This is a genomic window from Fibrobacter succinogenes subsp. succinogenes S85, from assembly GCF_000146505.1.
Classification (GTDB): domain Bacteria; phylum Fibrobacterota; class Fibrobacteria; order Fibrobacterales; family Fibrobacteraceae; genus Fibrobacter; species Fibrobacter succinogenes.
Genome location: NC_017448.1, coordinates 706,671 through 718,859, shown reverse-complemented (window position 1 = coordinate 718,859; position 12,189 = coordinate 706,671). Strand labels below are relative to the sequence as shown.

13 protein-coding genes, 1 tRNA gene and 1 pseudogene are annotated in these 12,189 nt (G+C 50.0%); 8 read left to right on the top strand and 7 right to left on the bottom strand.

All coding sequences use genetic code 11. The features are described from left to right. The first annotated feature begins 17 nt into the window (after window positions 1-17). Window positions 18-758, top strand: coding sequence for a hypothetical protein (locus FSU_RS03085; protein ID WP_155808667.1), 741 nt, complete (start codon window positions 18-20; stop codon window positions 756-758). A 234-nt stretch (window positions 759-992) separates the two neighbouring features. Here FSU_RS03085 and FSU_RS03080 read toward each other — a convergent pair. The 5 genes from FSU_RS03080 to mraY form a co-directional block, all read right to left on the bottom strand. Continuing rightward, a tRNA-Pro gene (locus FSU_RS03080) sits at window positions 993-1,066 on the bottom strand. A gap of 101 nt (window positions 1,067-1,167) precedes the next feature. Further along, complete coding sequence (locus FSU_RS03075; RefSeq protein WP_012820079.1) at window positions 1,168-1,623, bottom strand: Smr/MutS family protein; 456 nt, start codon at window positions 1,621-1,623, stop codon at window positions 1,168-1,170. Window positions 1,624-1,684: 61 nt separating this feature from the next. Beyond that, window positions 1,685-2,632: an LpxL/LpxP family acyltransferase gene (locus FSU_RS03070; protein WP_012820078.1), complete on the bottom strand. Its 948-nt coding sequence runs from the start codon at window positions 2,630-2,632 to the stop codon at window positions 1,685-1,687. A 91-nt stretch (window positions 2,633-2,723) separates the two neighbouring features. Further along, window positions 2,724-4,061 carry a UTP--glucose-1-phosphate uridylyltransferase gene (locus tag FSU_RS03065; RefSeq protein ID WP_012820077.1) on the bottom strand — a complete coding sequence of 446 codons (1,338 nt, stop codon included), beginning with the start codon at window positions 4,059-4,061 and terminating at the stop codon, window positions 2,724-2,726. A gap of 122 nt (window positions 4,062-4,183) precedes the next feature. Next, window positions 4,184-5,332 carry a phospho-N-acetylmuramoyl-pentapeptide-transferase gene (mraY, locus tag FSU_RS03060; RefSeq protein ID WP_012820076.1) on the bottom strand — a complete coding sequence of 383 codons (1,149 nt, stop codon included), beginning with the start codon at window positions 5,330-5,332 and terminating at the stop codon, window positions 4,184-4,186. A 122-nt stretch (window positions 5,333-5,454) separates the two neighbouring features. Between mraY and FSU_RS03055 the strand changes: the two genes are divergently transcribed. Both FSU_RS03055 and FSU_RS03050 read left to right on the top strand, forming a co-directional pair. Next, a complete protein-coding gene (locus FSU_RS03055; protein WP_012820075.1) occupies window positions 5,455-5,835 on the top strand; it encodes a zinc ribbon domain-containing protein in 381 nt (126 codons plus the stop codon). Then, window positions 5,835-6,455 carry a LysE family translocator gene (locus FSU_RS03050; RefSeq protein WP_012820074.1) on the top strand — a complete coding sequence of 207 codons (621 nt, stop codon included), beginning with the start codon at window positions 5,835-5,837 and terminating at the stop codon, window positions 6,453-6,455. The genes FSU_RS03055 and FSU_RS03050 overlap by 1 nt, the downstream gene beginning before the upstream one ends. Here the strand turns inward: FSU_RS03050 and FSU_RS03045 are convergent. Continuing rightward, window positions 6,452-7,402: a DHH family phosphoesterase gene (locus FSU_RS03045; protein ID WP_012820073.1), complete on the bottom strand. Its 951-nt coding sequence runs from the start codon at window positions 7,400-7,402 to the stop codon at window positions 6,452-6,454. The genes FSU_RS03050 and FSU_RS03045 overlap by 4 nt on opposite strands. Window positions 7,403-7,477: 75 nt before the next feature. Between FSU_RS03045 and FSU_RS03040 the strand changes: the two genes are divergently transcribed. Then, window positions 7,478-8,323: a Cof-type HAD-IIB family hydrolase gene (locus tag FSU_RS03040; protein WP_012820072.1), complete on the top strand. Its 846-nt coding sequence runs from the start codon at window positions 7,478-7,480 to the stop codon at window positions 8,321-8,323. Between the two features lie 103 nt (window positions 8,324-8,426). Here the strand turns inward: FSU_RS03040 and FSU_RS03035 are convergent, their stop codons facing one another. After that, entirely contained in the window at window positions 8,427-9,512 is a 1,086-nt protein-coding gene (locus FSU_RS03035) for a DegT/DnrJ/EryC1/StrS family aminotransferase (RefSeq protein ID WP_012820071.1), read from the bottom strand. A gap of 311 nt (window positions 9,513-9,823) precedes the next feature. Between FSU_RS03035 and rpsT the strand changes: the two genes are divergently transcribed. The 4 genes and pseudogenes from rpsT (at window position 9,824) to FSU_RS03015 (ending at window position 12,186) form a co-directional block, all read left to right on the top strand. Then, window positions 9,824-10,084 (top strand): 30S ribosomal protein S20, encoded by a 261-nt coding sequence (gene rpsT / locus FSU_RS03030; RefSeq protein ID WP_012820070.1) that lies wholly within the window; start codon window positions 9,824-9,826, stop codon window positions 10,082-10,084. Window positions 10,085-10,317: 233 nt separating this feature from the next. Beyond that, window positions 10,318-10,884, top strand: a pseudogene (locus FSU_RS16720) (GTP-binding protein); the annotation flags it as partial. A 399-nt stretch (window positions 10,885-11,283) separates the two neighbouring features. Next, window positions 11,284-11,709 (top strand): roadblock/LC7 domain-containing protein, encoded by a 426-nt coding sequence (locus tag FSU_RS03020; RefSeq protein WP_012820068.1) that lies wholly within the window; start codon window positions 11,284-11,286, stop codon window positions 11,707-11,709. Between the two features lie 9 nt (window positions 11,710-11,718). After that, the gene (locus FSU_RS03015) at window positions 11,719-12,186 is read left to right on the top strand and encodes a hypothetical protein (protein ID WP_012820067.1); all 468 of its coding nucleotides are present in this window, start codon (window positions 11,719-11,721) and stop codon (window positions 12,184-12,186) included. Window positions 12,187-12,189: the final 3 nt, after the last annotated feature.

Here is a 12,189-nt window from a genome sequence, read left to right as displayed (position 1 = left end):
CGTTCGGCATGGGCGAGATGAATTTTGAAATTGCTCGTGCGGCGGTTGAAAAGTATGCCGCCGAACGAGATGCTTCGGGTAAACGCTTGCTGCGAGAAGTAATTCCTTCGACAATGGGGGAGCCATTACTCTATTCGCATTTTGACGAACTGCTGGAGTTGTGCAGGGCGCTTGGAATTCCGTTGAACCTCACGACGAATGGGACGTTCCCTGGAAAGTGGGGGAGCGAAGACGCGATGGGCGTGCTATTGCGTTCGTGCCGCGATATCAAAGTAAGCTATTTGGCTTCGGAACAGTTTGACGGTTGGAAAGCGAACGTTGAAAAGTTGGTTCGGGTGCGCGATAGACTGCGTGAGAATGCGAGATGCGCGACGGTATCGCTGCAAGTGACGCTGCATAAAAAGAATTTGCACGAAGTGCCGGAGATTGTGTCATGGGCTTCTGCGATTGGAATTGACAGAATCAAGTGGAATAAAGTGGTTGTGTTGAGCGTCTCTTCGCAAGAGCTCCGTGAAATGTATGCGCTAGATGATGCGCAGCTAGAATCTTTGCGCAATGAGTTTCGGTCGGGAGTGTATTCTGCTTTGAGTGTGAAGCATGAAGGAAGTCTGTTTTTTAGTGATAGCGTAGATCTTTGCGCTGTTGGCGGTAAGTGCGAATCATGTCCGTTTGCAGATGAAGTTTGGGTTTGGCCCGATGGTCATGAAGATCATTGCCCGAATCCGGAAAGACGATTTGGGTGCGGAAAGAATTTATAGCGAGATTAGACAAAATGCTCACTTCGTTTCAATTTTTACCCTTCGTGGATTATCGGAATAGCGAGATGGACGCCTACGGCGTCCGCTGCTTCGGCTCGGTCATATCGGCAAGCTTGCTTGCCGCTGCGACGCTCGCCTCGCTGCTACTCGAACTCACTTCGTGAGTTCTCATCTCTCGGAATATCAGTATAAAACAAAAAAAGACTCCGTAAAGGAGTCTTTTTTTTGTTTTAGTCGGAATAGCGAGATTCGAACTCACGACCTCTTGCTCCCGAAGCAAGCGCTCTACCAGGCTGAGCTATATTCCGTTTTGTTTTTGTCTTGACGCTTCGTCGTTGACGCGCACAATTATAGTTAATTTCGTTTCACTTTTAAAGGGGTAAGGGCAAAAAAAGTGAAATTTTTTTCATTATTTCTTCTTTTTTGTAACTTGCGGGCGAGGCTTGCCGATTTTCATGATGCTGGAACCGGCGTTGTCGGGTTCAACCTTGTAGAAAACGACTCGATTTTTCCATTCGGAGCGCACTTTGCGGTCGATGATGCGCTTGACGTTGCCGTATTCCGGGTTGCCACCGCCGTGAATCACGCGCAGAACGCTGAGACCTGCGATGAGGAGGTCGTCGATGCGGCGCTCGACGGCTTCGGCTGCTTCTTCGGAGGTGAGGCCGTGAAGGTCGATTTCATCTTCGGGGTTCGGCATTTCCCAGGCGGCGGGATTGCGGCGCATTTTCTTGCCACGGGTGGCGCGTTGCGGTCTTGCTTCGGCTTCAGCCTCGGCCTGGATTTCGGCAAGTTCGTCCTTGTCTTCCATTTGGTGGTTCTTGATCCACTCTAATTGAAATTCTTCATCTGCATTTAAAGGCATTGTTTTTCCTTCTTTTTTGCGAAATATAAAAAATGCAACTTCAAATTTGTTGAAATGGCTACTAGCCAATGAAGTTCCCGTGGTAATTCCAGCTCCACTGTTCGGGGTGCTCGGCAATCCACGTTTCAACTTCGCGTGCGATTTTTGTGACGAGCGCGCTTTCTGATGACGCGGCATTTTCTGCATTCCCGAAGCTTTCGTCGTACTTTGGCGGGTAATATTTTTCGAAGCGGATGACGATGCGCTTCTTTTCGCTCCATGTGCGGAATGTGACGATTCCTGCTCCCATCTCGTTTATTTTTTGCGGGAGGCGCAAGTAGAGCGTACTTGGGCGACCGAATAGCGAGACCGTGTTCCCTTTGGTGTGCTTGCCTTGGTCGATGACCATCGCGAGAATGCCTTTAGTGTGGAATAGTTCGCGGATAAGGCAACCTGTTTCATCGGGATGATATTCGGTCAGGTGCGGGTCGCTGCGGAGGTCTTTGAGGACTTCGCGGAATGCGATGTCGCCGACGGAATCTGTAATGAGGTGTACGTGTTCGCTGTAGCGGCAGAGTGCGCGGTGCAAAAGCTCGAAGGCACCTTGGTGGATGCTGATGCCTGCGATGGGGGCGTTAGTTTTTGCACAATCTGCGATGGCATCGCGAATGATGTGTTCGTTTTCGTACACGATTCGCTTTTCAACGCTTTTGATATGTGCGAGTCCGCGGTAGGATTCGAGCGCATTCCAGAAAATGCCTTTGAATGTGTCGCGCGCATTTATCTTTGCAATCGCGTTTGGGCTCGGGCTTTTCACATTGCGCTGCATCTTGTTGGTGCCGTCGCTTTCTCTTGCCTCGTATTTCTTTGCGGTTGCCAAGTGCTTTTCGACGCGCCCGTAGGCGCGTTTCTTGTGCAAAGCTTTGTAAACCGGGAAAACGATAGCAAAAAGAACTGCGTAAAACGCATCCGGCAAACGCAGCAGAATGTAGATTAGGAACTTGTACGTTATGACTTTTATTCTGTGCATTCGCTATAAAAAGGAAATGCCCGCTCGGCGGCGGGCATGACAAATCCTACTTCCTTCCGCCTATTTCCTACGGTCTACTGCGCCGAAGGCGCTAATCCTCGTCAAATTCCAGGATGTTTCTGCCGAGTTCGCGGTCAAAGACGCTCTGCTTGAGACCTTCGCCTGCGTAGCTAATGGTCGGCGAAATCTCGTACAACTTCTTTTCGTCGATTTTCACATGTGCCTTGCGGAGCCATTCGCGGTGGAGCTTGCCAATCATGATGCGAGCCGTCTTTGGAGAATCGTTGCCTTCGGCATTCTTGACCGGGCTGAATTCTTCTTCGCGCACGACGCCGAACGGGAGCATGGAACCGAGCTGCGGGAATGCGTCAAAGAGGAACTGTTCGAACTTGAAGCACTTTTCAATGCCACAAACAGTTTTGCGTGCGGTGTGCCACGGGAGCTTGCTAGTCTGCAACTTGCGGAGTCCGCTGATTTTAAACAAGTGAATCGCGATGTTGCCGCCGTCGAATGTGAGGGAACCGTCAGCATTCGTCATGTCGCGGAAGTTTTCCGGAAGGTCGCTGTATTCGACAACGCCTGGCTTCTTGTTCTGGAAGGCGAAAATGCCGACTTTTTCGTTCGGACCAGCCTTGTGGACGACCTTCGAGGCGCTGAGGATTGTGCCTTTTTCGGCGAGCGCGCCAATGAATGCCGGATCGCAAATGCGGCAAAGGGCGTTATCGACGCTGTAGAGGAACACGTACTGCACGCCGCGTTCTACAAGCCAGGCGAGCGTGCCGCTCTGGGCGAGAGCGCGGAAGCAACCGCCATTTCCATCGGGTACGAGAGCCAAATGGTCTTCGCCGTCGCGGACAGCCTTGCCGTCTGCGGTGAGAGCGCAAATCGTTCCCTGCTGGAAGAATCGGATATCTTCGCGGTTTAAACCAAAGAAGTTGTTTTCGCTGAAAAAGTTGACCGTCGCTTCGTGGTTCAATGGACTCGTCATGATGCACCACGGGATGGCGTGACCAACGCGGGCGCCCAAGTTGCGCAAGCGTTCGGCCTGCAATTGGAACAAACTTTTGTGGCTTGGGAGACCGATATCGAACATGCCCTTCGGACCATCGAAACCGAGACGAGAACCTTGACCGCCTGCTACGAGGAATGCGGCAACTTTGCCTTGACCGAGGAGAATTTCACCTGTTTCTTTCCAAAAATCATAACGGAGATCGTCGGTCGCGAGTTTCCACGGCATTGGAGTGAGGTCGGCGGAAACGTTATCGCTCAAGTTGGCTGCGGACTTTTCGGCGTGGAGAGCCTTGAGTTCTTGCCAGTCCTGGCTCAAAATATCGCGTTCCAAATTTGCGCGGGCATCACCCGTCAAAGATTCCAAATGTTGGGCCAGTTCTTGCTGACCTGCGGCGTTCAAAGTTTCGATGATATTCATGCGATGTAATATAATAAAAAGGAGATGCCCGCTCGGTGGCGGGCATAACAAGTTCTGTATTTGCGGTGGGGCTTGACTAGTAACTATTAACTGATAACTAGTAACTGCGGCGAAGCCGCATACTACCTAATACCGAAGAATACGACCATGCTGAAGATGAGGGCGAAGATGCTCACGAGGTGCATGCGCCACACAATCTTGGAGTTCATGAGCGGCTTGCTCGGGAAGCGGCCATCCCATTTCTTTTGGTAGTGGTGGTGGAGCGGGGCGCAAAGGAAAATGCGCTTGCCGGTGCCGGTCGTTCTCTTGGTAATCTTGAACCATGTAATTTGCATCAAAACAGAGCAAGCTTCGGCGATGATGATAATGCAAACGATGGGGAGGAAAAGCCCTGCCTGCACGAGAATGAACATGATGCCGATTGCTGCACCGAAGCCGACGGAGCCGGCATCACCCATGTAGATTTCTGCCGGAGGACTGTTAAACCACAAGTAGGCGAGCAAAGCGCCTGCGATGGCGGTGGCGAGTGGGAAGAGTTCGTCGCAACCGGGGAGGTACGGAACGCTCAAGTACTGGCTAAAGATGAAGTTTCCGCTCACGTAAGCGACGAGTCCAACGAACACCATGCTGGTAAGAATCGGTACAGAAACGAGGCTGTCGAGACCGTCCGTGAAGTTCGTTCCGTTAGCAGAAGCTGCGATGACAAACGTCATGAAGGCAACGAAAATCCAGTTGGGGAGGTGGATCTGGAATACGTCAATCGGGCAGAACGGAATGGTCAAATCGCCCTTGAGTTCGGGAATGAACTTGTAGCAGAAAACGGCAACGACAAAGCTAAACAAGAAGTAGAGGAAAAGTCTAAGAGAGCTGGAAATGCCGTCCGCCTTGTCCATGTATTCGGCGGCTTTGAGCTTGCCTTGGTTCACGAGGCGCTTTGCACGGACCTTGGCCATATCGTCGGTGGCGCCCACGGCGCTGAACAGTGCCAAAATCACGAGAGTCGAGATGGTGTAGCCGTTCATCTGGCAAACGAGCAGTGAAACAATTTCAACGACAATCACGAGGAGAAGGCCGCCCATAATCGGAGGCGATTTTGTCTTTCCGTCCTTGTCGAAATCGCTCGTGGCGTCCAATCTCTGCAAGAAGCGTATGTACTTCGGCATGAAGAAGAGCACCAGGATGATGGAAAGCATGGCGGCAACACCCGCACGGAACAGACGACCGTCAAAAAGGTCAATGTTTGTTGTTTGATATAGCCAGTGGCAAAGCATAGTTTAGGTTTTAGGTAATAGGGAAAAATATAGTGAGAGCACAAAACGAGTTGGACTGTGTAAAGATAAAATATTGTTGCTGTATTTGGCTAGGAATTGTAAAAAATTCTACATTATGGTATATGAGTGAAATGGATATCGAATGCCCGCATTGCGGAACGAAATTTAAGGTCCAGATAGACGGAGACTTCTCTAATATGATGGTGTTTCCGTGTGCTAGGTGCCAGACCCCCTTGATGTGCTATCATGGGGAAATATCTGAGCTAGACCGCGAAGAGTTCTCGAAATTGCGTGAAAAACTTTCGAAGGTTTTGAATGTCGTGATGCGTCAGGATGGCACGGTGGGCGAGGTCGCCAATGCACTCAAAAAGCTTGTCGATGTCTCGAATGCACGTGCCGACGAACGTGAGCAAAATCACACTGTGATTACGGATGATGAACTTGACGCGTTGCAAAAAGACCTTGCGGACCTCGACGTGGACGCTTTCTTGAGTAAACTGTAATGCTTGAATTTTTCATTGCCGCGCTTGTCATTGGGATCGCTCCTGGACCAGATAACCTTTTTGTGCTTGCCCAGAGCGCTACCTATGGGGCGCGTCTCGGTTTTTGCATTATCCTTGGGCTTTGCACAGGAATTGCTATTCATACCTGTCTGCTTGTGGCGGGCGTTTCGGCGTTGATTGCGGCTAGCCCGACGGCGTTTTTTGTCATCCAGTGCCTCGGCGCGGCATATCTGCTCTATCTCGCGTACAAGAGTTTCGGGGTGAAAGCCGGCGTTGTTCAGATGAATGGAGATTCCCGGTCGGAGCCGGGAATGACAAGTGCGCGTAGCCTTTACATGCGTGGCATTATCATGAATCTCACGAATCCGAAGGTGATTCTTTTTGTGCTTTCGCTGATTCCGCCGGCGGTGCGCTTGGAGCGTCCGATTCACCCGAGCTTGCAGATGGCTATTTTCGGCGGTGAATTTATTTTAGCGACAATGATTGTATTTGGGTGCATTGCGCTTTTAGCAGGGACTGTCAAGAAGTTCCTTTTGACATCGCCGAAGGCGAACCGCAATCTGAACTGGTTCAGCGGTGCGGTCTTCGTCTTCTTGGCTGTCGCGCTATTTTTTGTCTAAAGTTGTTCCTGGATAACTTTCAATAGCTTTGCAATTGTCTCTTCGGGCGAGTCCTTGGAACTTGCGCCTGCGGCGCGGACGTGGCCGCCTCCGCCAAAAACTCCTGCAACTTTGTTGACATCGACAACGTAATTGCTGCGCAGGCTGATTTTGTAATCGCCGTTGACTGGATAGAGGAATATGGCGACTTCAGTGCCGGTGACTTCGCGCAAGGTGTCGATGACGCTGCTGAGTTCAACCGGAGTTACGGAATAGCGGTCCATGTCCTCGGGTGTGATGTAGCTGTAGACGACTTTTCCGTCGAGGGCTAGTTTGCTGCTCATCATCACATAGCCTGTTACGAGTGTCTGGGTGTACGTTCTCGTGTAGTACGTCTCGTTGATGATGCGGGTGAAATCAATGCCCTTTTCGAGCAAATCACCAATGACCATCATCGTCTTGTGACCGGTGCTGCTGAACTTGAAGGCGCCTGTGTCGTGTACGATGCCGAGGTACAAACATTCTGCGGTGGCCTTGCTGACTTTATTCGGGTCCAATAAAAAGTAGAGAACTTCACATGCGGAACTTGCCTTTGCATCTACGTAATTGACGTCGCAGAGGTTTAGCGGATTGCTGACGTGGTGGTCGATGTTGCAAGTCTTTTTAGCTGCCTTGATGCAGCATTCTCCGTTCGCGCCGACGCGATCGAATGTGGAGGAATCCAAAAGGAATGCTAAATCAAACGAACCAAACTCGTCGTTGTAAAATTCATTAATTTCGTTGGAATTGGAGAGAATCTTGTAGTTCTCGGGAAACCGTTCCAAGAAAATGCGAGTTTTCATGGTCGGATAGTTGTCGCAGATATAGTTGTAAAGACCAAGCGTAGAACCCACGCAGTCACCGTCGGGGCGTACGTGTCCAAAAATGGCAACGCTTTTAGCTTCTTTCAATAAGTCGTCAATTTGCATAAGGCTTTCCTTCTTTTTTGAAAAATGTAAATAAATATTTCGGATTGGCTAGACGGACTTTCTATATTTGCCGTGATGAAACTTTTATTTACTGATTTAGACGGCACGCTCCTCGATGACGAGAAGAATATTAGCCAGGCGGACATGGCTTCAATCCAGGCGATGATCGGGGCTGGTCACAAGTTCGTGATGACGACGGGGCGACCGCTCACAAGTGTAAAGCACATTGCCGAAAAGTACGGCTTCTTAAAGCCGGGATATTTTCTGGTGAGCTTTAATGGCGGTCTCATCTACGACTGCGGAACCGAACAGCCGATTTTGACACGCCGCATCGCTGTGGATCAGGTAAAGTTCATCATGGACGAGGCTCACAAGCGCGGAATGCATGCGCATACGTATGCGGGCGATTTGGTGGTCTCGGAATATGAGACGGAACAGCTCAAGACGTATTGCCGCTTGATGAAAATGGATTATGTTGTTGTAGATGACATCCGCAATTATTATGGTGGGGTTAATTGCAATGACGGTCCTATCAATGTGGTGGTCAAGCCGCCTATCAAGGTGAACGTGATTACGCCGTTTGAACATTCGAGCCTCGTGGATTTCCGTGCCGAGATGCGGACTATCACGGCGGGCAAGCTGTTTGATGTGTTTAGCAAGCCTGAAATGCTTGAGTTCTCGCACATGCTTTCGAACAAAGGTGCTGCTGTGCGCTATATGGCAGACTTCTATCACGAGCCGATTGAAAATACGATTGCCGTGGGCGATGAAGAAAATGATTGCCCGATGATCGAAGCGGCTGGTGTTGGGGTGGCTATGGCGAATGCGTCACCGGCGGCAAAGGCTGTCGCCAATTACGTGACCGAGCACGACAATAACCACTCCGGAATCACCGAAGTTATCGAGAAGTTTGTGTTGTAGGGCTGTGGGCTATGGGGTCGGGGCAAAGCCCCTTTGGGGTCGCTTCGCTATGAGCAATCGCCCATACCTCATACCTGAAAGGGCCGTAGGCCCGTGCTCATACCTACATTACTTTCTTAAGTCTCGCGATAATCTCATCCACATCTGTAAAGGCGCACATGGGGAGGCTTACGACTTTTTGGCAGGCCTCAATGGCATTGCCGTTTCCGATCCCTTGATTGAGTCCCTTAAAGCATGGTTGCGTGTGCAAAGGCTGTGGGTAGTGGATGCAGTACGGAACTCCGGCGTTTTCTAGTTGCTTTAGGAATGCAGGGCGGTCATCCGCTAATACAGTGTATTGCGCATATGTGCTCGTGTTGCCGACTGCGATTTTTTGCGGCGCGATTCCCGGAACAGCATTGAAAAATTCGTTGTATTTGCTTGCGTTCTCGCTGCGCTTCTTGAGCTCGTCCTTGAAATGGCGAAGCTTCACACGAAGGACTGCTGCCTGGAGGGCGTCTAGTCTGCTGTTCATGCCACAGATTTCGTGAATGTATCGCTGTTGGCTGCCGTGGTTTGCGATGAGACGGATTTTTTTCGCGAGTTCATCGTTTGCGGTGAAGAGCGCTCCGCCGTCGCCGTAGCAGCCAAGCGGCTTGGCTGGGTAAAAGCTCGTGATGGAAATGTCGCCGAACGTGCAAGCGGGGACTCCGTTTTGCATGGCCCCGAACGCCTGAGCGGAATCTTCGATCAGCCAAAGGTTGTTTGCGCGGGCGCATTTCCGGATTTCCGCATACGGGGCGCACTGCCCGAACAAGTTGACCGCGATAATCCCGCGCGTTTTTTCGCCAATCAACGATTCAATGCTTTCTACGCTGATCTGGAGCGTTTCTGCGTCGATATCTGCAAATTTCGGGATGCCTCCGAGGCGCATCACACATTCGGCGGGGGCGATAAAGGTAAAGTCTGGGACGATGACTTCGTCTTCCGGTTCAAGCCCAAGGGCGAGGAGGGCGATTGTTAAAGCGTCCGTTCCACTACCGCAGGTGATGGCGTGCTTTGCGCCTGTGAATTCTGCAAGTTCCGTTTCTAGCGCTTGGACTTGCGGCCCTCCGATAAAACAGCCGCTGTCGAGGACTTCTTGTTCGGCTTGCTTAAATTCGGATAAATAGGCTTCGCGCTGTGCACGTACATTGATAAACGGAATCATGCGGGTAAATATAGAACTTAGAACTTAGAACTTAGAACTTAGAACTTAGAACTTAGAACTTAGAACTTAGAACTATCTCTTCTCTCTAAAAGAAAAAAACTAAGTTCTAAGAGCGAAGCGGGCTAAGTTCTGCCAACTAAAACTTCACTGGATCCTATCGGTCGCATGCGCTCCCTCCAAGATGACGAAATGCTTTAATCTCTCGTCTTTCGTCTCTCACCTCTCGTCTAAAATCCCCCTTGACAACTTTTAAACTTTTACTATCTTTGTGCTAACATTTTTTAAGTAGGTTTTCACCCGGAGAATTTAAGGTGCCTCAACACAAGTCTTGCAAAAAGCGTTTGCTCCAGGCCGAAAAGGCCAACGCAATGAACCGTTCCACTCGTAGCGCTATCCGTGCCAGCCTCAAGGTTATCCGCACTGCTGCTACGAAAGCTGCTGCCCTCGAAGAAATGCCGAAGCTCTTCAGCATGCTCGATAAGGCTGCCGTTTCTCACCGCGCTGGTTTCTGCGCCAACCGTGCTGCCAACTACAAGGCCAAGGTTGCTAAGGTCATCAACGGCCTCGCTTAATTAGAATCCTAAAAGATTTTAAGCAAAATGAACCGATATACTATTGTGTATCGGTCTGTTTTGTTATCCTGAACTTTTGAAAGAAATACGGCAGGTGGTTTCTTGGGGGATATTTCCTCTGCTTGTAGACGAAAAAATTGTGATTTTGATTAAAAAAGGGCAAAAATCAAAAAATTCTTTTTGGTTTAATGAACTTTTTTACTAGATTAAGTACTGGGTTTCAAGGAATTATAATGTCGTCTATTAATTTTGCTACAAGAGAAATTAGTTGTAAGGTCGTTTATTATGGTCCTGGTTTAAGTGGTAAAACCACAAATCTTCAGGTTATCCATCAGAAAATGCCCCAAGACAAGCGAACGGACATGGTCTCGCTTGCTACAGAAGGTGATAGAACCTTGTTCTTTGACTTTTTGCCTTTGAACTTGGGCGACATCAAGGGTTTTAAGACCCGCTTCCAGCTTTATACCGTTCCTGGTCAGGTTTACTACAACAGTACGCGTAAGCTCGTTCTTCGCGGTGTCGATGGGATTGTCTTTGTAGCGGACTCCCAACGTTCCCGTCAGGCCGAAAACTTGGAAAGCCTCCAGAACCTGCGCCAAAACTTGCAGGACTATGGCATGAACTTGGACGATATCCCATTCGTGTTGCAGTACAACAAGCGCGATATGGACAACGTCTTTACTCTGGATGAGATGAATGAAATGCTCAATCCAGACAAGAAAATCCAGTTCTTCCCGGCGACAGCCCATAACGGTAAGGGCGTCGTGACAACGCTTAAGACGATCGCTATGTTGGTGATTGAAAAGTTTAACGTCAAACAGGGGTTCTTGCGTAAGGCCGCTGTAAATGCTGCCGCAGCAGCTCCGACTGCAAGTGATGCTCCGGCTCAAAATGCCGATGCGGGCAAACCGCAGAACGAATCTGCCGCTCCGCAGCAGCCGACCTCCCCGTTCCGCATGCCGTCGTTTGCCGCAAAACCGCAGGCTAATATGTCGAACTCCGGCGGTGCCGGTTCTGGCTTGTTCCAGAAGGGTGCCATGTCTTCGCCGTTTGCTCGCCCGCGTGTGGCGACTGCCGTTCCTAGAATGCCGACCTTTGGCCGGGCTGTAGAAAAACCGACGCAGACGGATGACGATGAAATTGTCTTGCGTCCGTACAAGCCGAAAGACAAATAGTTTTATAAATGTTTGTGGTGTTATATGAGCGATTATACAATTTATTCTGATGATGCTAACAAAGTGCGTCGCTTGATGTCTGCTTATCAGGCAAGTGTCAAGTGCGAATATGTTGTTCTTTGCCATCGCGATGGAAATATCATTGCGGAAGTCGGTTCCCTCGGCTCTGATCTCGATGCTACTCCTCTTGCGGTATTGAGTATCGCTGCATTTGATTCCTCGCGCCAGATTGGCGTGATGCTCGGTGGCGAAAAGTTCCAGTCCGTTTCTTTTACGGGCGAGAACCGTTCCGTTTATATTTCTCCTGTGGACAGGTCGCTCCTGCTTGTGCAGGTGTTTAACGGGGGCAGGCTCCCGAACCGCATTGACGACTTTAACCGTTTGCTGGTTGAAAAGCTAGAGGACGCCGTTCCTGCGTTCACGCAGAATACGAGCAGTCTCGTTCGCTAGGAGGTGCTTGTGGCAGGCAAGTTTCCGCCACTGAGAAATTTGCGTAAGACGACTGTCTTGGCGATAGTCGTCTTTCTTGGTTTCTTTGTACACCGATTTGTCATGTTCTTCATCGATGACGAAGTCAACTTTACGGATAATTCCGACATTGAACTTTCTCCGGCAAATAGCGTTGTCTGCCGCCACATTGTGAATGGGGAACCATTTGGTTCCGATAGCGTGTTCGAAGAGAACACGAGACTTTACGTTTTTTCGTCTATTACAAATTCTGCACGTTACCAGGAAGACACCCTTGTCCATATCTGGTTCTTGGGAATTGATACGATATTTGTTGAAACTTGCAACCTCACAGGCGATGTGTGTAGCTCGATGCTCGCTTCGGACCTGGTCGAACTTGGCGAATGGAGTGTCGATTTGGTGGCGGGTCGCAAGTTGCTTGCCAGTAGGCAGTTTCGCGTGGTGACGCCTTCCCGGTAGTTT